General features: G+C 66.3%; 21 protein-coding genes. 10 read left to right on the forward strand and 11 right to left on the reverse strand.

Going from position 1 to position 19,369, the window contains the following annotated elements; all coding sequences use genetic code 11:
- Window positions 1-7 precede the first annotated feature (7 nt).
- Window positions 8-484, reverse strand: coding sequence for a MaoC family dehydratase (locus tag RPPS3_RS21870; protein ID WP_107345928.1), 477 nt, complete (start codon window positions 482-484; stop codon window positions 8-10).
- Between the two features lie 85 nt (window positions 485-569).
- On the opposite strand from RPPS3_RS21870, the gene RPPS3_RS21875 reads away from it, so the two are divergent.
- On the forward strand, window positions 570-863 hold the full coding sequence (locus RPPS3_RS21875; RefSeq protein ID WP_011159887.1) for a DUF4282 domain-containing protein: 294 nt from the start codon (window positions 570-572) through the stop codon (window positions 861-863).
- A 156-nt stretch (window positions 864-1,019) separates the two neighbouring features.
- Here RPPS3_RS21875 and ychF read toward each other — a convergent pair whose 3' ends face one another.
- The 4 genes from ychF to RPPS3_RS21895 all read right to left on the reverse strand — a co-directional run bounded on the left by ychF (window position 1,020) and on the right by RPPS3_RS21895 (window position 4,176).
- Window positions 1,020-2,117: a redox-regulated ATPase YchF gene (ychF, locus tag RPPS3_RS21880; RefSeq protein WP_107345929.1), complete on the reverse strand. Its 1,098-nt coding sequence runs from the start codon at window positions 2,115-2,117 to the stop codon at window positions 1,020-1,022.
- Window positions 2,118-2,241: 124 nt separating this feature from the next.
- Window positions 2,242-2,859 carry an aminoacyl-tRNA hydrolase gene (pth, locus tag RPPS3_RS21885; protein ID WP_107345930.1) on the reverse strand — a complete coding sequence of 206 codons (618 nt, stop codon included), beginning with the start codon at window positions 2,857-2,859 and terminating at the stop codon, window positions 2,242-2,244.
- A 21-nt stretch (window positions 2,860-2,880) separates the two neighbouring features.
- A complete protein-coding gene (locus RPPS3_RS21890; RefSeq protein WP_107345931.1) occupies window positions 2,881-3,573 on the reverse strand; it encodes a 50S ribosomal protein L25/general stress protein Ctc in 693 nt (230 codons plus the stop codon).
- Window positions 3,574-3,897: 324 nt separating this feature from the next.
- Window positions 3,898-4,176, reverse strand: coding sequence for an accessory factor UbiK family protein (locus RPPS3_RS21895; RefSeq protein WP_011159891.1), 279 nt, complete (start codon window positions 4,174-4,176; stop codon window positions 3,898-3,900).
- Between the two features lie 244 nt (window positions 4,177-4,420).
- Here RPPS3_RS21895 and lgt point away from each other — a divergent pair, with 244 nt between their 5' ends.
- The 5 genes from lgt (at window position 4,421) to RPPS3_RS21925 (ending at window position 9,147) form a co-directional block, all read left to right on the forward strand.
- Window positions 4,421-5,284 carry a prolipoprotein diacylglyceryl transferase gene (gene lgt / locus RPPS3_RS21905; protein WP_107345933.1) on the forward strand — a complete coding sequence of 288 codons (864 nt, stop codon included), beginning with the start codon at window positions 4,421-4,423 and terminating at the stop codon, window positions 5,282-5,284.
- Window positions 5,281-6,420: a class I SAM-dependent methyltransferase gene (locus RPPS3_RS21910; protein WP_107346731.1), complete on the forward strand. Its 1,140-nt coding sequence runs from the start codon at window positions 5,281-5,283 to the stop codon at window positions 6,418-6,420. The genes lgt and RPPS3_RS21910 overlap by 4 nt, the downstream gene beginning before the upstream one ends.
- Window positions 6,417-7,190 (forward strand): peptidoglycan editing factor PgeF, encoded by a 774-nt coding sequence (gene pgeF, locus RPPS3_RS21915; protein WP_107345934.1) that lies wholly within the window; start codon window positions 6,417-6,419, stop codon window positions 7,188-7,190. Before RPPS3_RS21910 ends, pgeF begins: the two co-directional genes overlap by 4 nt.
- 232 nt (window positions 7,191-7,422) lie before the next feature.
- The gene (locus RPPS3_RS21920) at window positions 7,423-8,025 is read left to right on the forward strand and encodes a hypothetical protein (protein ID WP_107345935.1); all 603 of its coding nucleotides are present in this window, start codon (window positions 7,423-7,425) and stop codon (window positions 8,023-8,025) included.
- Window positions 8,026-8,193: 168 nt separating this feature from the next.
- Entirely contained in the window at window positions 8,194-9,147 is a 954-nt protein-coding gene (locus RPPS3_RS21925; RefSeq protein ID WP_107345936.1) for a ribose-phosphate pyrophosphokinase, read from the forward strand.
- A 227-nt stretch (window positions 9,148-9,374) separates the two neighbouring features.
- Here RPPS3_RS21925 and RPPS3_RS21930 read toward each other — a convergent pair whose 3' ends face one another.
- Complete coding sequence (locus RPPS3_RS21930) at window positions 9,375-9,908, reverse strand: 6,7-dimethyl-8-ribityllumazine synthase (protein WP_107345937.1); 534 nt, start codon at window positions 9,906-9,908, stop codon at window positions 9,375-9,377.
- Window positions 9,909-10,262: 354 nt separating this feature from the next.
- Between RPPS3_RS21930 and RPPS3_RS21935 the strand changes: the two genes are divergently transcribed.
- The 3 genes from RPPS3_RS21935 to proC all read left to right on the forward strand — a co-directional run bounded on the left by RPPS3_RS21935 (window position 10,263) and on the right by proC (window position 12,118).
- Window positions 10,263-10,763: a YbjN domain-containing protein gene (locus RPPS3_RS21935; RefSeq protein WP_107345938.1), complete on the forward strand. Its 501-nt coding sequence runs from the start codon at window positions 10,263-10,265 to the stop codon at window positions 10,761-10,763.
- Complete coding sequence (locus tag RPPS3_RS21940; RefSeq protein ID WP_107345939.1) at window positions 10,760-11,188, forward strand: GNAT family N-acetyltransferase; 429 nt, start codon at window positions 10,760-10,762, stop codon at window positions 11,186-11,188. The genes RPPS3_RS21935 and RPPS3_RS21940 overlap by 4 nt, the downstream gene beginning before the upstream one ends.
- Window positions 11,189-11,284: 96 nt before the next feature.
- Window positions 11,285-12,118 (forward strand): pyrroline-5-carboxylate reductase, encoded by an 834-nt coding sequence (gene proC, locus RPPS3_RS21945; RefSeq protein WP_434006764.1) that lies wholly within the window; start codon window positions 11,285-11,287, stop codon window positions 12,116-12,118.
- A gap of 284 nt (window positions 12,119-12,402) precedes the next feature.
- Here proC and RPPS3_RS21950 read toward each other — a convergent pair whose 3' ends face one another.
- The 3 genes from RPPS3_RS21950 to RPPS3_RS21960 form a co-directional block, all read right to left on the reverse strand.
- On the reverse strand, window positions 12,403-13,791 hold the full coding sequence (locus tag RPPS3_RS21950; RefSeq protein ID WP_107345941.1) for an ATP-binding protein: 1,389 nt from the start codon (window positions 13,789-13,791) through the stop codon (window positions 12,403-12,405).
- Window positions 13,792-13,953: 162 nt separating this feature from the next.
- Entirely contained in the window at window positions 13,954-14,676 is a 723-nt protein-coding gene (locus RPPS3_RS21955; RefSeq protein ID WP_107345942.1) for a response regulator, read from the reverse strand.
- Window positions 14,673-15,218, reverse strand: coding sequence for a MarR family winged helix-turn-helix transcriptional regulator (locus RPPS3_RS21960; protein WP_107345943.1), 546 nt, complete (start codon window positions 15,216-15,218; stop codon window positions 14,673-14,675). Before RPPS3_RS21960 ends, RPPS3_RS21955 begins: the two co-directional genes overlap by 4 nt.
- A 283-nt stretch (window positions 15,219-15,501) precedes the next feature.
- Between RPPS3_RS21960 and RPPS3_RS21965 the strand changes: the two genes are divergently transcribed.
- Window positions 15,502-16,614 (forward strand): branched-chain amino acid aminotransferase, encoded by a 1,113-nt coding sequence (locus tag RPPS3_RS21965; protein ID WP_107345944.1) that lies wholly within the window; start codon window positions 15,502-15,504, stop codon window positions 16,612-16,614.
- A 269-nt stretch (window positions 16,615-16,883) separates the two neighbouring features.
- On the opposite strand, the gene mutL is transcribed toward RPPS3_RS21965, so the two are convergent.
- Complete coding sequence (gene mutL, locus RPPS3_RS21970; RefSeq protein ID WP_107345945.1) at window positions 16,884-18,671, reverse strand: DNA mismatch repair endonuclease MutL; 1,788 nt, start codon at window positions 18,669-18,671, stop codon at window positions 16,884-16,886.
- A gap of 171 nt (window positions 18,672-18,842) precedes the next feature.
- Window positions 18,843-19,262, reverse strand: a complete 420-nt coding sequence (arfB, locus tag RPPS3_RS21975) for an alternative ribosome rescue aminoacyl-tRNA hydrolase ArfB (protein WP_107345946.1) — start codon at window positions 19,260-19,262, stop codon at window positions 18,843-18,845.
- Between the last annotated feature and the right edge of the window lie 107 nt (window positions 19,263-19,369).

Genomic DNA, 19,369 nt, shown 5'->3' on the forward strand with positions numbered 1-19,369 from the left:
GTGATCGTTATCCGTTGCTGCCGGCGCTGGTCGCGTCCGCGTCGCGGCGCTTGACGATGATCGGCGACACCATCTCGCTCAGCATCTGGCCGTGGCCGTTGCGCACGTAGCACTTGAAGGTGACGATCCCGGTTTCGGGCCGGCTCTTCGACACCCGTGCTTCGATCACTTCGACGTCGAGCAGCAGATCGTCGCCGGGGCGCAGCGGCGACATCCAGCGCATCTCGTCGACGCCCGGCGAGCCGAGCGACGCGGTGTCCTTGATGAAGCCGTCGTACATCATCCGCATCATCAGCGACGACAGATGCCAGCCCGAGCCAGACATGCCTTTCAGCATCGAGGCGTTGGCGGCGTGGTCGTCCAGATGCATGGGCTGCGGATCGTATTCCGAAGCAAAAGCGATGATCTCCTCGCGCGTCACGCGGCGAGGTCCATAGCGGCCGAAGTGGCCGGGCGCGAAATTTTCGAAGAACAGGGTTGTCATGGCATTTGCTGGTGGGAGGCCCGATTGTGGCCGTTATTGCGGTCGATCACAAGCCCATCATTCGGTTTGTTGGGGGAGACCACCGATGTTCAATTTTCGGGACCTGTTTCAATGGGACCGCTTCATCACGCCGACCATCATCAAGACCTTCTACTGGCTGGTGATCGCGTTGACCGTGCTGTTCGGCATTTCCGGCGTGTTTTCCGGGCTGGCGGCGATGGCGGTGAGCCCGTTCGGCGGTTTCATCCTGGTGCTGTCCAGCCTCGCCTCGATCCTGGTCGGGATCGTGTTCTCGCGCATCGTCGCCGAGTTCGTGCTGATCGTGTTCCGCATCAACGAACACCTCGGCGCGATCCGCGATCAGCAGGGATTCAGATAAGCCGCGACGAGGTGTCGCTCGTCATTCCGGGGCGCGAACATAGTTCGCGAGCCCGGAATCCAGAGATTGTAGCGCACAGAGATTCCGGGTTCACGCTTCGCGCGCCCCGGAATGACTCGCTGAAAGGACGGCGCTCGAAGAGTTTCGCCGTCAGCCTTAGGTATTAAACCTGAAGTGCATCACGTCGCCGTCGGCGACGACGTATTCCTTGCCTTCCAGCCTGAGCTTGCCGCCGTCGCGGGCGCCGGCTTCGCCGCCGAGACGAATGTAGTCGTCATAGGCGATGGTCTCGGCGCGGATGAAGCCCTTCTCGAAATCGGTGTGGATCACCGCGGCAGCCTGCGGCGCCTTGGTGCCCTTGGTGATGGTCCAGGCGCGGGCTTCCTTCGGACCGACCGTGAAGTACGTGATCAGGTGTAATAGCTCGTAGCCGGCGCGGATCAGCCGGTCGAGACCGGCTTCGTGCAAGCCCAGCGTGTCGAGAAAGTCGGTACGCTCTTCCTTCGACAGCGTCGCGATTTCGGATTCGATCTTCGCCGAGATCACCACCGCGACCGCGCCCTCCTCCTTGGCGCGCGCCATCACCTGTTCGGAGAAGCTGTTGCCTTCGGCGGCCGAGCCTTCCTCGACGTTGCAGACGTACAGAACCGGCTTGGAGGTCAGCAGGCCGAGCATCCGGAACGCACGCTCCTCCTCGGGCTTGCGCTCGAGGAAGCGCGCCGGCTTGCCGTCGCGCAGCAGCGTCAGCGCGCGGGTGACCAGCTCGAGCTGCTCCTTGGAATCCTTGTCGCCGCCCTTGGCTTTCTTGGTCAGATTGTCGACGCGCTTTTCCAGGCTCTCGAGATCGGCGAGCATCAGCTCGGTCTCGATCGTCTCGATATCGGCGAGCGGCGCGACCCGGCCCTCGACATGGGTGATATCGCCGTCCTCGAAGCAGCGCACCACATGCGCGATCGCATCGACCTCGCGGATGGTGGCGAGGAACTGGTTGCCGAGGCCTTCACCCTTGGAGGCGCCCTTCACCAGACCCGCGATGTCGACGAAGGTCAGGCGGGTCGGGATGATCTGCTGCGACTTGCCGACCTCGGCCAGCTTATCGAGCCGCGGATCCGGCACCGCCACTTCGCCGACATTCGGCTCGATGGTGCAGAACGGATAGTTCGCCGCCTGCGCCGCCGCCGTCTCGGTCAGCGCGTTGAACAGCGTCGACTTGCCGACGTTCGGCAGACCGACGATCCCGCATTTGAAGCCCATGATATGTCCTGCTGTTCGAGGCCGACGCCGCAACTAAGGTACCGCGTCATACGCGGGCTTGACCCGCGTATCCATCTCCTTCGCGAGAAGATGGATCGCCGGGCCAAGCCCGGCGATGACGCTGTTACTTGTTGCTGCCCTTCGGCTCGCCCTTGTCGTTGTCGTAAAAACCCTTCGCCTGCATCGCCAGATGCACCTTGTTGGCGAAGGAGGCGTCCTTACCCTTGGCGATCAGGCCGGCGTTGTCGGCGGCGATCTCGCACAGCGCTTCGACCCAGGGCCGCTCGGTCTTGGCGAAATCGCCGAGCACGTGATTGTGCACCAGCTCCTTCGCGCCCGGATGGCCGACGCCGAGCCGCACGCGAAGATAATCGTTGCCGATATGCGCCGAGATCGAGCGCAGGCCATTATGCCCGGCAATCCCGCCGCCGACCTTCACGCGAACTTTCGCCGGCGGCAGTTCGATCTCGTCGTGAAACACGGCGACCTCGCTCTGGCCGATCTTGTAGAAGCTCACCGCTTCCTGCACGGCGCGGCCGGACTCGTTCATGTAGGTGAGCGGCTTGAGCAGTGTAATGCGCTCGCCGTCGAGCACGCCGTCTGCGGTCTCGCCCTGAAAACGACGGCGCCATGGCGAGAAGCCATGACGCCGCGCGATTTCGTCGATGACCATGAAGCCGATGTTGTGCCGGTTGCCCTGGTACTTCGACCCGGGATTGCCCAACCCAACGAACAGCCGCATGACGCGGAACCCCGCGCCGGATTACTTCTTCTTGGCCGGCGCAGCAGCCGCGGCCGGAGCCTTGGCGGCCGCAGCCGGAGCCTTCGCCGCAGCAGCCGGGGCAGCAGCGGCCGCAGGCGCGGCACCCGCCGCAGCCTTGTCGTCGTTGTAGCCCGACGGCGGCACGATGGTGACCAGCGTGACGTCGTCACGCGATACCGACTTGACGCCGGTCGGCAGCGCGATGTCCGACAGATGCAGCGACACGCCGATGTCGAGGGTCGACACGTCGGCTTCGATGAACTGCGGAATGTTCTCGGCCGGGGCTTCGAGTTCGACGGTGTGGGTGACGATGTTGAAGGTACCGCCGCGCTTCACGCCCGGGGCCACTTCGAGGCCCTTCAGGTGCAGCGGCACGCTGACGCGGATGGTCGCGCCGGCGCCGAGCCGCAGGAAGTCGACGTGGATCGGGAAGTCCTTCACCGGATCGAGGTGATAGTCGCGCGGAATGACGCGATGCTTCTTGCCGTCGAGGACGACGTCGAACACCGTGGTCAGGAACCGGCCGGCGAGAATCCGCAGGCGGAGTTCTTTCTCTTCGACCGAGATCGGCAGCGGGGATTGGTTGTCACCGTAGATCACTCCGGGCACGCGGCCGGCGCGACGCTCAGCCCGGGCGGCCCCCTTGCCGCTCTTCGGACGTGCGGTCGCCTTCAGTTCCAAGACGCTCGTCATCTGCTTAAGTCCTTGATCTGTAAAAAGTTAAAGGCCGCAAAGCGGCCCATTTGACACGTCGCGGCAAGCCTCCAGGGGTGCGGGGGCCGCGGACGTGGCCGGTTTCTAGCCGCAAAGGCCGCAAATGACAAGGAAATCGCGCCTTCGGAGCACGGCCTCATCCTGAGGAGCCCGGCGCCGCCCGCAAGGCGGCGGCGGGCGTCTCGAAGGATGCGCCCGGGTGTAAGCTTGACCTCATCGGCCTTCATGGTTCGAGACGGCCGCTTCGCGGCCTCCTCACCATGAGGGACTCAGGCAGGGAAAATTGGCGCCTGTCCGCCGTCCTCACGCCAGCGCGGTCGGAGGCTCGGAGCCACCACCCTGGCGGGCTTCCAGCGCGGCGATCCGGGCCTTCAGGGCTTCGTTCTCTTCGCGGGTGAGGCGAACCATCTCCTTGAACGCCTCGAACTCCTCGCGCTTCACCAGATCGAGGTCGCGCAGGATCTTCTCGGCTTGGCTGCGCACCACCCCGTCGATCTCGCGCTTGACGCCCTGGGCGGCACCGGCAGCGTCGTTCATCAGGCGGCCGATCTCGTCGAAAAGCCGGTTGTTGGTCTGGGTCATGGTCGAGATCTCCGTCGCGCGTCTTGCGCGGTTGCAAGCCAAACGGGCATTGGCGGTGACAATGGCGATGGATCGGGCCTACTTCAAGGCCGCCAGGCGGGACCTGCGCCGACCCGATCCGATTTGCCATTCCTTGCGACGTTCGCACCCCCGTCGCAAGGTCGATTTAAGCATCGGTCTGGACGACACGCGGTGCCAATTGACGCTGTACCGTTGCGGGCTTTGGAGATAAGCCAAACGAACAATGCCATTCTTCGCCGTCGCCTTTCCCGTGTTCGATCCGGTGGCCGTCGCGATCGGTCCGTTCGCGATCCGCTGGTACGCGCTGGCCTATATCGCCGGCATCGTCATCGGCTGGCTGTATGCCCGGATGCTGCTGCAGCGACAGCGGCTGTGGGGCGGCCCGTCGCCGATCTCGCTGGAAGCGTTCGACGACTTCATCCTGTGGATCACCATCGGCATCATTCTCGGCGGCCGCACCGGCTACGTGCTGTTCTACAATCTCGACTTCTTCATCCGGCATCCGGCTGAGATCTTCGAACTGTGGAAGGGCGGCATGTCGTTCCACGGCGGCTTCATGGGCTGCGTGCTGGCGGTCGTGCTGTTCGGGTGGAAGCGCAAGGTGCCGATCCTGTCGCTCGGCGACATCACGTGCGCGGTCGGCCCGATCGGGCTGTTCCTCGGCCGCATCGCCAACTTCATCAACGGCGAATTGTGGGGCCGCCCGGCCGACGCCTCGGTGCCATGGGCGATGGTGTTTCCCAATGCCGGTCCGCTGCCGCGGCATCCGAGCCAGCTTTATGAAGCCGGGCTCGAAGGCATCGGGCTGTTCGTGATCCTGGCGCTGATGATCCGCGCCGGCGCCCTGAAGCGGCCGGGCCTGATCATCGGTGCGTTTCTCACCTTCTATGGCCTCGCCCGCATCACCGGCGAATTCTTCCGCGAGCCCGATCCGCAGCTCGGCTTCCTGTGGGGCGGCCTGACGATGGGCATGCTGCTGTCGGTGCCGATGGTGATCGTCGGCATCGTGGTGATGATCACGACGTGGCGGCGTGGGCGCGTCACGCCCGCTGCGGCCACGACACCTTCCAGCGAGGCAGCCTCATGATCGACCAGACGGCCCTCGCCACCGAGATCAAGCGGCTGATCAAGGCCGCCGGCACGATGCCGGTGTGGCGCTATATGGAATTGTGCCTCGGCCATCCCGAGCACGGCTATTACGTCACCCGCGACCCGCTCGGGCGCGAAGGCGACTTCACCACCTCGCCCGAGATCAGCCAGATGTTCGGCGAACTGCTGGGGCTGTGGTCGGCGTCGGTGTGGAAGGCCGCCGACGAGCCGGAGACGCTGCGGCTGATCGAGATCGGCCCGGGCCGCGGCACGATGATGGCGGACGCGCTGCGCGCACTGCGGGTGCTGCCGGTCCTGTACCAGTCGCTCAGCATCCATCTGGTCGAGATCAACCCGGTTCTGCGCCAGAAGCAGCAGACCATGCTGGCCGGCATCCGCAACATTCACTGGCACGACAGCTTCGATGACGTGCCGGAAGGTCCTGCGGTCATCCTCGCCAACGAATATTTCGACGTGCTGCCGATCCATCAGGCGATCAAGCGCGAAACCGGCTGGCACGAGCGGGTGATCGAGATCGGCGCAGCCGGCGAGTTGGTGTTCGGCGTCGCCGCCGATCCGATCCGTGGCTTCGAGGCATTGCTGCCGCCGCTGGTGCGGCTGGCGCCCCCCGGCGCCGTGTTCGAATGGCGGCCCGACACCGAGATCCTGAAGATTGCCAGCCGGGTGCGCGACCAAGGCGGTGCGGCGCTGATCATCGATTACGGGCATCTGCGCAGCGACGTCGGCGACACCTTCCAGGCGATCGCCAGCCACAGCTACGCCGATCCGCTGCAGCATCCCGGCCGCGCCGACCTCACCGCGCATGTCGATTTCGACGCGCTCGGCCGCGCCGCCGAGAGCGTCGGCGCCCGCGCCCATGGCCCGGTGACGCAAGGCACATTCCTGAAGCGGCTCGGCATCGAGACGCGCGCGCTGTCGCTGATGGCCAAGGCAACGCCGCAGGTGTCCGAAGATATCGCCGGCGCGCTGCAGCGCCTGACCGGCGAAGGCCGCGGCGCGATGGGCTCGATGTTCAAGGTGATCGGGGTGTCCGATCCCAAGATCGAGACGCTGGTCGCGCTCAGCGACGACACCGACCGCGAAGCCGAGCGCCGGCAAGGGACCCACGGATGATCATCACCTCGCCGCTGCTCGGCGCTGCACCGGGCCTGCGCCATGCGTTCTTCACCCGCGAGGGCGGTGTGTCGGACGGCATCTATGCCGGCCTGAACGGCGGCATCGGCTCCAACGACGATCCGGCCAAGGTCGCCGAGAACCGGCGGCGGATGGCGGAAGCCCTCGGCGTTGCGCCGGAGCGTTTCCTCACCGTCTATCAGGTGCACTCGCCGGACGTCGCCGTCGCCGAAGCGCCGTGGGACCAGGCGAGCCGGCCGAAGGCGGACGCCATCGTCACCCGCACACCGGGCCTGGCGATCGGCGTCACCACGGCCGATTGCGGCCCGATCCTGTTCGCCGACCCAGCGGCGCAGGTGATCGGCGCCGCCCATGCCGGCTGGAAGGGCGCACTGACCGGCGTGCTGGAATCCACGCTGGACGAGATGGAGCGGCTCGGCGCCCAGCGCAGCCGCGTGGTCGCGGCGATCGGTCCACTGATCCGGCAGCCTTCTTATGAAGTCGGCGACGAGTTCGTCGCCCGCTTCACCGCGGCTAACCCGGCCTATGCGACCTTCTTCACTGAAGCGGAGCGGCCCGGCCACGCGATGTTCGATCTCGGCGGCTTCATCCGGATGAGGCTCGAGGCCGCCGGCGTCGGCATGATCGACGACCTCGACATCGACACTTATCCGGACGAGCGGTTCTTCTCCTATCGCCGCACCACCCATCGGAGCGAGCCGGACTACGGCCGCCACATCCACGCCATCGTGCTCGACCCGGACGCCTGAGACCCGCCAAACCTCGCCGAAGCTTGCCAAAGATGAACGGGAATTAACCACGTTCGTTTACGCCCGAGGCGACGCCGATCCGGCTAATATTCTGAAAATTTTAGAGAAATTGAATTTGGCAACCTGCAAAGGATTAACCTGGTACTCGCCCCGCCCTAGACCTTAATGCATTTTAACGATATCGCTTCCGTCGTTCGGCGGCCGCTGCGCCGCGCTTTCGACGGGACCCTGCATGTTGGCTCGCCTGCCCCGCCAGATTGCCACGCGCACCACGCGCACCGCCCTCCTGCTCACTTTGCTGACCGGCCTCGCCGGCTGCGTCACCCAAGGCGGCACCGGCCCGATGGCCTCGGCTGGCGGCAGCGGCGTCGCGTTCGAATCCATCGACGGCCCGCCGCCGCAGGTGTTCGACCGCATGGTCGCGGTGCTCGACAGCGAATCCAAGCTGCGCCAAATCCCGGTGGTGTCGCGCGAAGGTGGCGCGGCGTATCGCGTCCGCAGCTATCTGTCGGCGCAGGTCCGCGGCAATCGCACCAATATCGCCTGGGTGTGGGATGTGTACGATCGCAACCAGCAGCGCACGCTGCGGCTGTCGGGCGAGGAACCGGCCGGCAACGGTCGCGATGCCTGGCAGCAGGCCGATGATGTCGTGCTGCGCCGGATCGCGCAGGCCGGCTTCACCGGGATGAGCGGCTTGGTGAACGGCGGGTTACCTGCCGACACTGCACCCACCGCAGCCCCGGCCGAGCGCGGCCCCGCGATCGCAAGCGCCGAGCCGGCACCGGCCGCGAGCAGCGATGCGCCCTCTGCAGCCCTGAGTTTCGCTGCGCGCTGATTGCTGCAATTGCACGCTACATAGGTCGAATCCGCACCGGAAAACCGTCACAACGGGTTGCCATCGCTGGCGACCGGCTGGTATCACCTCGCTCGCAAAACAGTCCGATTTCGCGAGTCAACCGATATGCTGAACGTAGTATCCACCGCGCCGAGGGGGGACGCGTCGATGTCGGGCAAGAACGGATCGGTCAAACTGGTCGCCGGCAATTCTAACCCTGCTCTGGCGCGCGACATCGCCGAATGGCTGAAGATGCCGCTCACCAAAGCGAGCGTCCGCCGCTTCGCCGATAACGAAGTCTTCGTCGAGATCCAGGAGAACGTCCGCGGCTCGGACGTCTTCATCATCCAGTCGACGTCGTTTCCGGCCAACGACCACCTGATGGAACTTCTGATCATCACCGACGCGCTGCGCCGTGCCTCGGCGCGCCGTATCACCGCGGTGATCCCGTATTTCGGCTACGCCCGCCAGGACCGTAAGGTCGGCTCGCGCTCGCCGATCTCGGCCAAGCTGGTCGCCAACCTGATCACCCATGCCGGTGTCGACCGGGTGATGACGCTGGACCTGCACGCCGGCCAGATCCAGGGCTTCTTCGACATCCCGACCGACAACCTCTACGCCTCGCCGGTGATGGTGCGCGACATCAAGGAGCGCTTCGACCTGTCGAAGGTGATGGTGGTGTCGCCCGACGTCGGCGGCGTGGTCCGCGCCCGCGGCCTCGCCAAGCGCCTCAACACCCCGCTGGCGATCATCGACAAGCGCCGCGAGCGCGCCGGCGAGTCCGAAGTGATGAACGTGATCGGCGACGTCGCCGGCTACACCTGCATCCTGCTCGACGACATCGTCGACTCCGGCGGCACGCTGGTGAACGCCGCCGAAGCGCTGCTCGCGAACGGTGCGACCGCGGTCTCCGCCTACATCACCCACGGCGTGCTGTCCGGCGGCGCCTGCGCCCGCATCAGCAACTCCAAGCTCAAAGAGCTGGTGATCACCGACTCGATCCAGGCCACCGAAGGCGTCTGCAAGGCGCCGAACATCCGCACCATCACCATCGCGTCCCTGATCGCCGAAGCGATCGGCCGTACCGCGGCGGAAGAGTCGGTGTCGAGCCTGTTCGACTAAGTTTCCCTGATCTCCGTCGTCATTCGACGCAATCTCTTTTGTCATTCCGGGGCGCGACGCAATCGCGCAGCCTCTCTGTGTGTCATTCCGGGCGCTCACGAAGTGAGCGAACCCGGAATCTCGACGTTCGAGGCACCAGCGATATTTCAACAATCTCTGGATTCCGGGTTCGCGAGCTGTGCTCGCGCCCCGGAATGACAGAGTCGTTCGACCACACGATCCCGCAACTACACGATCCCCGCCGCGACCTGGCCGCGCAGGCGTTCCAGGCTGAGCAGGGTGTCGGCGCAGGCGTGGGCGACTTCGGCGCCCTTGGCGGCGAAGTGCCGCTGGAAGTGCTCGGTGTTCGACTCGCCGCGCTCGAAGCTGTGCGGCGTCGCCACCGCGGAGAACACCGGCACCTCGGTCTTGAGCTGCACGTCCATCAGCGCCTGGATCACCGTCTGGGCAACAAAGCCGGTGAGACCGTCATCGACCACGAGGCCGGCTGCGACGATCGCGGTGTAGCGCCGGGTCTTCGCCAGCATCTGCACGTGCAGCGGAATCTCGAACGAGCCCGGCACTTCGAACAGGTCGACCTGCGAGGCGACGATGCCGCGCTCGACGATCTCCCGCACGAACGACTCCCAGCAGCCGGCGACAACGTCGCGATGCCACGACGACTGCACGAAGGCGACGCGCTGCGGCTTGGCGAAGCGCGGATACGACCGCTCGGCCGGCGGCGGCGCAGTCTCGGCAGGATCGGTCACGGTTTCGGTCATCGGCGGGCTCACTGGGCTGTCATCTGAAGGGCAGCTCAGGCTACCAGCGGCCGCCCCTGAATCAAAGGTTGACCATGCGGCGAAAGACTCGTGTGGAGCGAATTCCGCGCCCCGGACTCGGCTAACGCGAATCCGATTCCGTTTTGTTCTCGCGCCGCTCGCTCCGCTGTGGAGGGTTACTCTTTGGTTGTGGAATTGGCGAAGCCCGGGATTGCGCCGATTCCGCAAATCACATCATTTCATCCCTGCAACCTCGGTTCGTCCGGACTAATCCTTCCGACGCGAGCACAGGTACAGGCGCGTACCGGCCTGCCTCATGCGTATCAGCATATTCCAACGTAAGGTCGAGACGGCATGCCCTTGCTCGAAGGCATCATCGATTCACGAAATAATCCGCTCGCGGTCGTCGAAGACATCGCGGCATCGAACGACCTCGCCTTCGAGCGTTCCGGCGAGGATGAAATCACCATCGTCGCCAAGGGCCAGTGGACCGACTACACGCTGTCGTTCACTTGGATGAACGAGATCGAAGCGCTGCATCTGGCCTGCGCGTTCGACATGAAAGTGCCGGCGGCACGGCGTAACGAAACGCTGCGGCTGATCGCGGCGATCAACGAACAGCTCTGGGTCGGACATTTCGACGTGTGGAATCACACCGGCACCGTGATGTACCGTCAGGCGCTGGTTCTGCCGGGCGGACTGGCCGCCACCGAAGCGCAGTGCGAGACCATGCTGATCAGCGCGATCCACGCCTGCGAGCGTTACTACCCGGCGATCCAGTTCACTGTGTGGGCCGGCAAGACCGCCGCCGAAGCGATGAGCGCGGCGATGTTCGACACTCAGGGCGAGGCGTGAGCCAAGCGCCGCGCATCGTCGTTCGCGACGGCGCCTCCGAGCTCGACCGCGCCGCGATCCTGCGCGCGCTGATCACCCACAATGAGAAGGCGGGCGGGCCGTCGGGCTTTCAGCAAGTCTGCCTCGTGGTCGAAGACCCTGCCACCGGCGAGACCACCGGCGGCCTGTGGGGCCGGATCATCTACGACTGGCTGTTCGTCGAATTCCTTGCCGTTCCGGAGACGGCGCGTCGCAGCGGGCTCGGTACCGAGCTGCTGAGCCGCGCCGAGCAGATCGCCAAGGACCGCGGCTGCGCCGGGGTGTGGCTCGATACCTATCAGTTTCAGGCGCCGGACTTCTACCGCAAGCAGGGCTATCAGGAGTTCGGCCGCATCGCCGATCACCCGCGCGGATCGCAGCGCCTGTTCTTCATGAAGACCTTCTGATCGCTGCGCGCGGGGCACAGCGCTTGTGACCCCTTCGAGCATCCAATAAAACCCGGCTAGAACACGCCGCCGTCGCGGCGCGGATGGATGTTTGCGATGACCAGCTCTGCTCAATCTCCCCTGCAACAGCTCGGCGGCACGGTGGTTCTCGCCGGCGCCGGCAAGATGGGCGGTGCGCTGCTCACCGGTTGGCTGGCGCAGGGGCTGGACGGCGGCGACGTCGTGGTGATCGAGCCGCATCCGACCGACGACATCGCCGCGCTGAGCGCCCGTGGCATCCGCCTCAATGCTTCTGCCAGCGATGTCGGCGCGGTCTCGACGCTGGTGGTTGCGGTGAAGCCGCAGATGTTCGCCGAAGCCGCCGCGGCGCTGCGCGGCTACGTCGGGCCCTCGACCCTGGTGGTGTCGATCATGGCCGGCAAGCCGATCGCGGCGCTGTCCGAACAGCTCGGCGGCCACGTCGTCCGCGCGATGCCGAATACGCCGGCCGCGATCGGCCGCGGCATCACCGTCGCGGTGGCGGCCGGAAACGTCACCCCCGCGCAGCGCGGCATTGCCGATGCGCTGCTGCGCGCTACCGGCGGCGTCGAATGGGTCGACGACGAAGCCCTGATCGATGCCGTCACGGCGGTGTCCGGCTCGGGCCCGGCCTACGTGTTCCTGCTCGCCGAAGAACTCGCGCGCGCCGGCGTCGAAGCCGGCCTGCCCGAAGCCCTCGCGATGACGCTTGCCCGCGCCACCGTCGCCGGCTCCGGCGAGCTGCTGCACCGCTCCGACCTCGATGCCGCCACCCTGCGCAAGAACGTCACCTCCCCCGGCGGCACCACCGCCGCGGCGCTCGAGGTGCTGATGGCGGACGACGGCTTCCGCCCGCTGCTCACCCGCGCGGTCGCCGCAGCGACCAAGCGGTCGAAGGAACTGGCGAAGTAGGCAGAATACCGACGTCATGCGCGGGCTCGACCCGCGCATCCATCGCGCGCGCAAGCGCGCCGAGATAATGCTCTGCACATTTCACGAAGAGGATGGATCGCCGGGTCGAGCCCGGCGATGACTATCTCGGTTGGCGGCGTCGCCCCACACACCCACGTCATCGCCCGGCTTGACCGGGCGACCTAGTAATCCAGAGCGCCGGTTAGTTACAACAGCCGCCCTGCAATACTGGATCACCCGCATACGCGGGTGATGACGGCGGAGAGTGGGGTTAGCGCTTCGGCCTACACCGGCACCCGCACGATCGCGCGCAGGCCGCCCATCGGGCTGTCGCCGAGGGTGATTTCGCCGCCATGCGAGCGGGCGATGTCGCGGGCGATGGCGAGGCCCAGCCCGGTGCCGCCTTCGTCCTGGTTGCGGGCGTCGTCGAGCCGCAGGAACGGCTTGAACACCTCTTCGCGCATCGCCATCGGGATGCCGGGGCCGTCGTCGTCGATCGTCACAGTGAGATAGCGATGATCGCGTGCGCCGGTGATCGCGATGGTATGAGCGTGGCGGGCGGCGTTCGACACCAGATTGGCGAGGCAGCGCTTGAATGACGCCGGCTTCACCGTCACCACCGGCTGGCCGGTGAAGGCGACACTGACGACGTGGCCATGGCGTTCGGCGTCGGAACGCAATTCCTCCAAGGCCGCCGCCATATCGGTGGGCTGCGCCTGCTCGCCGCTGTCGCCGCGCGCAAACGCCAGATACGCTTCCAGCATCGCCGACATCTCATCGACGTCCTTGCGCATCCCCTCGGTCTCGGGCGCATCGCCGATCAGTTCGAGCTCGAGCTTGAAACGAGTCAGGATCGTGCGCAGGTCGTGGCTGACGCCGGCGAGCATCGCGGTGCGCTGTTCGATCGAGCGCTCGACACGGGCCTTCATCTCGATGAACGCATAGGCGGCGCGCCGCACCTCGCGGGCGCCGCGCGGCCGGAAGTTCGGCACGTCGCGGCCCTTGCCGAAACTCTCGGCGGCGTCCGCAAGCCGCAGCACCGGCCGGATCTGATTGCGCAGGAACAGCACCGCGACGATCAGCAGCACCGTCGACGTGCCGACCATCCACAGCAGGAATATCTCGGAGTTCGACGCGTAGGCCGCGCTGCGCAGCGCGAACACCCGCATCACCGCATCATCGAGCTGAATACGAATCTCGACCAGACTGGAGCGGCCGACGGTGTCGATCCAGAACGGCCGCGCGATCTGCCGGCTGATCTGCTTGCTGATCGATTGATCGAGCAGCGAGAAGAACGGCTTCGGACCGGGCGGCGGCATTTCGCCGGGGCCGAGAAAATCGACCACCAGGCCGAGTCGGGTCTGCGCGATCCGCCGCAGCACCGCCTTGTCCTTGTCCTGCGGATAGCTCTTGTAGACGTCGATCAGCGTCGCGATGTCCTGCACCACCGCCGCCGACAGCCGCTGCGTCACCGTGTTCCAGTGCCGCTCCATGAACACGAAGGCGATCACCGACTGCAGCAGCACCATCGGCACGATGATGATCAGCAGCGCGCGGGCATACAGCCCCTTCGGCATGAAATCGTTGAAGCGCTGCCCCAAATAACCATTGGCCGCCGACACCCGCCCATAGGCAGAGCGGATCAGCGTCAGCCCGGTGTCGAGCGTGCTCATGACGAAGACTGCCCAAATGCGCGAGCGCTGTCCCTTTCAGCGCCGATGCTGAAAGCAACGCACCCGCCCCCAGCATGGCGAGCTCCCTCACCCCGCCCTTGCGGGGAGAGGTTGCACGGTGCCTGGGGCAAAGCTCTGCTCATCACCAAACTAATCAGGCCCCTACGGCGCCGCCACCAGGCGATAGCCGATGCCGCGGACGGCTTGCAGGAACAGCGGGTTGGCGGGGTCGCGCTCGATCTTGCGGCGCAGGCGGTTGATCTGAACGTCGACCGCGCGCTCATTGGCATTGCCGGCGCCGCTGAGATCGCCGCGCGGCACAGTCTCGCCGGGCGCCGCCGCCAGCATCCGCAGCATGTCGCGCTCGCGGTCGGTCAAATGGACGATCTCATCACCCTGGCGCAGTTCGCCGCGCTCGATGTGAAACACGTAAGGCCCGAACGCCACCGTCTCGGCCTTGGCGGCCGGCGCCGGCGCGGTGCGCTTGAGGATATTGCCGATCCGCAGCAGCAATTCGCGCGGTTCGAACGGCTTGGCGACGTAGTCGTCGGCGCCGATCTGCAGCCCCTCGATCCGGCTCTCCGCCTCGTGCCGGGCGGTGAGCATCACGATCGGCACGTCCGAGGTTTCGCGGATCGAGCGGGCGAGATCGAAGCCGGTCTCGCCAGGCATCATCACGTCGAGGATCAACAGATCGAAGTCGAGCCCGGCGAGCTTGGCGCGGGCGTCGCGCACGCTCTGCGCGGTGGTCACGCGATAGCCCTCGGAGGCGAGAAACCGCGACAGCAGATCGCGGATGCGGCGATCGTCGTCGACCAGCAGCAGATGCGGCGCATCGTCGGCGGGGCGGATCGGCTTCTTCGCCAGTGCTGCGAGCTGGATCACGTCACGTCCTTTGCGGTGGCGCCGCCGTGCAGGATGGTCTGGAGCACCTTGTCCGGATCGTCCCGATCGATCATGGCGCGCAGGAATTTGGCGACCGCCTCGGCGCCGCCGGGAGCGAGGTCGCGCAGCGCGCGATCGATCCGCTCGGTCTGCAGCCGGGCCAGTTTCTCCACCAGCGCCTCGCCCTTCGGGGTGGCGAAAAGAAGGCGCTGGCGGCGGTCGCTGTCGCCGGCCTTCTGCACGATATAGCCCTCGTCCAAGAGCTGCTTCAGCACCCGGCTGAGCGACTGTTTGGTGATCCGCAGCACGTCGAGCAGATCGGCCACCGTCAGGCCCGGATAGCGGCAGACGAAATGCACCACCCGGTGGTGGGCGCGGCCGAATCCGAACGCTTCGAGCACATGGTCGGCATCACCGACGAAGTCCCGATAGGCGAAGAACAGCAGCTCGATGATGTCCCACCGCGGCGGATGCGGATCAGGGGCAGCCGGGGAGCGCTCGCCGGACGGCCGGATCATCTCGTTGAAATTTATGTCAGCCATGTTGACATATCAGGTCTTTATGTTACAAAACCGCCGACCAAGACGAAATAATCGACTATTCCGCTTGCGACCCCTGCCCGTGCAGTCCGATAAAGGAAGCTGCTCGGCGGCCTGCATGCGATGGTCGGACGGCTCGGCCGAAACATTAGCGGAGTTCGGCAATTCCGCCAAAACATCTCCCGGCGATGCGCCGGGACCGATAACCACTTTTGCGGCCGGCTTTCGCAGCCGGATCCGCGACAACCACGGCCACCCGCAGGCGCGCCGGTCCAGGAGAAGATCGATGGGAGTTTCGTTCGATAAGATCGACGGCTCGCTCTGGCTGAACTTCGACATCCAGCCCTCGGCGAACCCGACCCCCGACAAGGAACGCGACGCGAAGCTGGAAAACCTCGGCTTCGGCCGGGTGTTCACCGACCACATGGCGATCGTCCGCTTTGACCAGGCGCACGGCTGGCACGGCGCCCGCATCGAGGCGCGCTCGAACTTCCCGCTCGATCCGGCCCACGCCGTGCTGCACTACGCGCAGGAAATCTTCGAAGGCCTCAAGGCCTATAAGCGCGACGACGGCGGCGTGAACCTGTTCCGCCCCGACGCCAATGCGCGCCGCTTCCGCGACAGCGCCGACCGCATGGCGATGGCGCAGCTGCCCGAGCAGGTGTTCATCGAGGCGATCGAGCAGCTGGTGAAGATCGACCGCAACTGGATCCCGGGCGGCGAAGGCAGCCTGTATCTGCGGCCGTTCATGATCGCCAGCGAAGTGTTCCTCGGCGTCAAGCCGTCGGCCGAGTACATCTTCTCGGTGATCGCCTCGCCGGTCGGCTCGTACTTCAAGGGCGGCCCCGCCCCGGTGTCGATCTGGGTGTCGGAGACCTACACCCGCGCGGCGGTCGGCGGCACCGGCGGCGTCAAGTGCGGTGGCAACTACGCCGCCAGCTTGCGCGCCCAGGCCGAGGCGATCGAGCGCGGCTGCGACCAGGTGGTGTTCCTCGATGCGCTCGAGCGCCGCTACGTCGAAGAGCTCGGCGGCATGAACGTGTTCTTCGTGTTCGACGACGGTTCGCTGTCGACCCCGCCGCTCGGCACCATCCTGCCCGGCATCACCCGCGACTCGATCATCACGCTGGCGCGCGACGCCGGCCGCGTGGTCCGCGAGGAGCCGTACACGATCGATCAGTGGCGCGCCGACGCGGCCTCCGGCAAGCTCAAGGAAGCGTTCGCCTGCGGCACCGCCGCGGTGATCTCGCCGATCGGCAAGGTGTGCTCGAACCACGGCGACTTCACCATCAACGGCGGCCAGGCCGGCGAGGTGGCGATGGGCCTGCGCAAGCAGCTCGTCGACATCCAATACGGTCGCACGCCGGACAAGCACGGCTGGATCCGTAAGGTGATCTGAGCCACCCCTCGACGAGTCATTCCGGGGCGCTGACGAAGTCAGCGAACCCGGAATCTCTCTTTGGTAACAACCTTCAGACCCGACCGCGCGTAACCTCTTCCGCTTGCGGCAGAGGTCGGATTGCGCAGCGATCCGGGTGAGGGCACTCCTCTCCGCGGATCGCTGGCTCACTGCCTGGGGGCACCCTCACCCCAGCCCTCTCCCGCAAGCGGGAGAGGGAGCGCATTGTGCTCGGGGCGCATGCAATGCGCCTACGCACAGACGCCCAACTACCTCCGCCCGAACAGCTTCTCGATATCGGCCAGCGTCAGTTCGACATAGGTCGGGCGGCCGTGGTTGCATTGGCCGGAATTCGGCGTCGCTTCCATCTCGCGTAGCAACGCGTTCATCTCTTCCGGCTTGAGCACGCGCCCGGCGCGCACCGAGCCGTGGCAGGCCATGGTGGCGGCGACGTGCATCAGCCTGCGCTCCAGCGGCAACGCTTCGTCCCATTCGGCCATGTGCTCGGCGAGATCGCGCAGCAGGCCTGAGGCATCGGTCTTGCCGAGCAGCGACGGCGTTTCGCGCACCGCCACCGCGCCGGGACCGAAGCTCTCGATGACTAGGCCGAACTTCGCCAACTCTTCGGCCCGCGCGACCAGACGCTCGACCGTCGCCTCGTCCATCTCGACGATATCGGGGATCAGCAGGATCTGGCGCTGCACGCCGTTGGCGTCGAGCGAAGCTTTGAGCCGTTCATAGACGATCCGCTCGTGCGCGGCGTGCTGATCGATCACGATGAGACCGTCGCGGGTCTGCGACACGATGTAGGTCTCGTGGATCTGCGTGCGCGCAGCACCGAGCGGCCGGTCTAGCAGATCCGGCGTCACCTCGGTCGGACGAATGTCGGCGCTCGGCGCGCCGACATCGAACGCCGCCTGCGCGCGCTCCGCGAACGACGGCGCCACGCTGCCGCCGACCGGATAGGACGGCGACGAACGCCAGTCCCAATTCGCCGGCGGCATCGAGGCGGGACGAAACGTCGAGATCACGCTGCTGGCGCTGTTGGCCGCGGTGCGGCGGCCTTCGCGCGCGAGGCCATCCTTCAGCGCGTGCACGATCAGCGCGCGGACCAGACCGGAGTTGCGGAAGCGCACCTCGGTCTTGGCCGGGTGCACGTTGGCGTCGACCTCGCGCGCATCCAGCGTGACGAACAGCGCCACCACCGGATGACGGTCGCGCGGCAAGTAGTCCGAATAGGCGGCGCGTACCGCCCCTAGGATCAGCTTGTCGCGCACCGGACGGCCGTTGACGAACAGATACTGCCCGAGCGCATTGGCTTTGGTCAGCGACGGCGCCGCCGCGAAGCCTTCGACGATCACGCCCTCGCGCTCGGTGCGGACTTCAATGGCGTTGGCGCGAAACTCGGCGCCGAGAATGTCGCCGAGCCGGATCAGTTGCCCGGGCGCGCCCGGCAGCGCCGCCGCCCATGTCACCGGCGCGCGCTCTTCGCCGGCCAGCGTGAAGGCCACGTCCGGCCGCGCCATCGCCAGCCGCCGCACCACTTCGCGGATCGCTTCGGCCTCGGTGCGATCGGTCTTGAGAAACTTCAGCCGCGCCGGCGTTGCAAAGAACAGATCCGCGACTTCAACGCGGGTGCCTTGGGTCAGCGCGGCCGGCGCGATCGGGGTCTTGTCGCCGCCTTCGACCCGCAGGCTCCAGGCGTGCGGCTCGGTTGCGTGCCGCGTGGTGATCGACAGCCGCGCCACTGCGCCGATCGACGGCAGCGCTTCGCCGCGAAACCCGAGCGTGCGGATCTGCAGCAGGTCCTCGTCATCGAGCTTGGAGGTGGCGTGGCGATCGACCGCGAGCGCGAGGTCCGCCGCCGTCATGCCGGAGCCGTCGTCGGCTATCACGATCTTCCGCCGCCCGCCGCCGTCCGAAAAGATGTCGATCCGGCTGGCGCCGGCATCGATCGCGTTCTCGACCAGCTCCTTCACCACGCTCGCCGGCCGCTCCACCACCTCGCCGGCGGCGATGCGGTTGACGATGGTTTCGGGAAGCTGGCGGACGGGCATGGGAACCGAGCGACTCGTGGGCGTGAGCGGTGACTTTAGAGAAGCCGGTTGCCGCCGTCAGCCGCGGACGTGGCCCTCTGCGAGCGCAGCGAAGCAATCCAGCTCCGTGCACATGGCTCCTGGATTGCTTCGTCGCTTCGCTCCTCGCAATGACGACGTGGCGGCACCAGATCAATCATCGAAGCTCTTGCCGCTTCGCCCGGCCTTGATGTCGCCGCGGCGCTTCTTGCCTTCGAGGCGGCGCTTCTTCGAGCCGAGCGTCGGCCTGGTGGCGCGGCGCGGGATCGGGCGGACCAGCGAAGCCTTCAGCAATTCTTCGAGCCGCTCCAGCGCATCTGCCCGGTTGCGCTCCTGGGTGCGGAAGCGGTCGGCGCGGATGACGATGACGCCGTCCTTGGTCATGCGCTGGCCGGCGAGCCCGACCAGCCGCGCGGCGGCATCTTCCGGCAACGCGATCTTGGCGGTGTCGAACCGGAGCTGAGCCGCGGTCGACAGCTTGTTGACGTTCTGCCCGCCCGGCCCAGAGGCGCGGATGAAGCTGATCTCGATGTCGTCGTCCTCGATCACGAGGTTGCGGCTGATCCGCAGCATGGGGCACCAAAGCGGTTGATGCCGCGCGGACCGCACGGCGGCCTGCTGTTTAGCACGGTCGAGCCGCTTGCGCCCTCCCCCCGCCTGCGGGGAGAGGTTCAGTCGTG

The organism is Rhodopseudomonas palustris, from assembly GCF_003031265.1.
Lineage (GTDB): Bacteria > Pseudomonadota > Alphaproteobacteria > Rhizobiales > Xanthobacteraceae > Rhodopseudomonas > Rhodopseudomonas palustris_H.

Bases quoted from the DNA above. Each gene is read 5' to 3' on its own strand.
- pth (WP_107345930.1), bottom strand. From the start codon at position 2,859: ATGCGGCTGTTCGTTGGGTTGGGCAATCCCGGGTCGAAGTACCAGGGC.
- RPPS3_RS21895 (WP_011159891.1), bottom strand. From the start codon at position 4,176: ATGACCCAGACCAACAACCGGCTTTTCGACGAGATCGGCCGCCTGATG.
- RPPS3_RS21965 (WP_107345944.1), top strand. From the start codon at position 15,502: ATGGGAGTTTCGTTCGATAAGATCGACGGCTCGCTCTGGCTGAACTTC.
- RPPS3_RS21935 (WP_107345938.1), top strand. From the start codon at position 10,263: ATGCCCTTGCTCGAAGGCATCATCGATTCACGAAATAATCCGCTCGCG.
- RPPS3_RS21910 (WP_107346731.1), top strand. From the start codon at position 5,281: ATGATCGACCAGACGGCCCTCGCCACCGAGATCAAGCGGCTGATCAAG.
- RPPS3_RS21930 (WP_107345937.1), bottom strand. From the start codon at position 9,908: ATGACCGAAACCGTGACCGATCCTGCCGAGACTGCGCCGCCGCCGGCC.
- pgeF (WP_107345934.1), top strand. From the start codon at position 6,417: ATGATCATCACCTCGCCGCTGCTCGGCGCTGCACCGGGCCTGCGCCAT.
- lgt (WP_107345933.1), top strand. From the start codon at position 4,421: ATGCCATTCTTCGCCGTCGCCTTTCCCGTGTTCGATCCGGTGGCCGTC.
- RPPS3_RS21960 (WP_107345943.1), bottom strand. From the start codon at position 15,218: ATGGCTGACATAAATTTCAACGAGATGATCCGGCCGTCCGGCGAGCGC.
- RPPS3_RS21950 (WP_107345941.1), bottom strand. From the start codon at position 13,791: ATGAGCACGCTCGACACCGGGCTGACGCTGATCCGCTCTGCCTATGGG.
- RPPS3_RS21870 (WP_107345928.1), bottom strand. From the start codon at position 484: ATGACAACCCTGTTCTTCGAAAATTTCGCGCCCGGCCACTTCGGCCGC.
- RPPS3_RS21890 (WP_107345931.1), bottom strand. From the start codon at position 3,573: ATGACGAGCGTCTTGGAACTGAAGGCGACCGCACGTCCGAAGAGCGGC.
- RPPS3_RS21875 (WP_011159887.1), top strand. From the start codon at position 570: ATGTTCAATTTTCGGGACCTGTTTCAATGGGACCGCTTCATCACGCCG.
- proC (WP_434006764.1), top strand. From the start codon at position 11,285: ATGACCAGCTCTGCTCAATCTCCCCTGCAACAGCTCGGCGGCACGGTG.
- arfB (WP_107345946.1), bottom strand. From the start codon at position 19,262: ATGCTGCGGATCAGCCGCAACCTCGTGATCGAGGACGACGACATCGAG.
- mutL (WP_107345945.1), bottom strand. From the start codon at position 18,671: ATGCCCGTCCGCCAGCTTCCCGAAACCATCGTCAACCGCATCGCCGCC.
- RPPS3_RS21925 (WP_107345936.1), top strand. From the start codon at position 8,194: ATGTCGGGCAAGAACGGATCGGTCAAACTGGTCGCCGGCAATTCTAAC.
- ychF (WP_107345929.1), bottom strand. From the start codon at position 2,117: ATGGGCTTCAAATGCGGGATCGTCGGTCTGCCGAACGTCGGCAAGTCG.
- RPPS3_RS21920 (WP_107345935.1), top strand. From the start codon at position 7,423: ATGTTGGCTCGCCTGCCCCGCCAGATTGCCACGCGCACCACGCGCACC.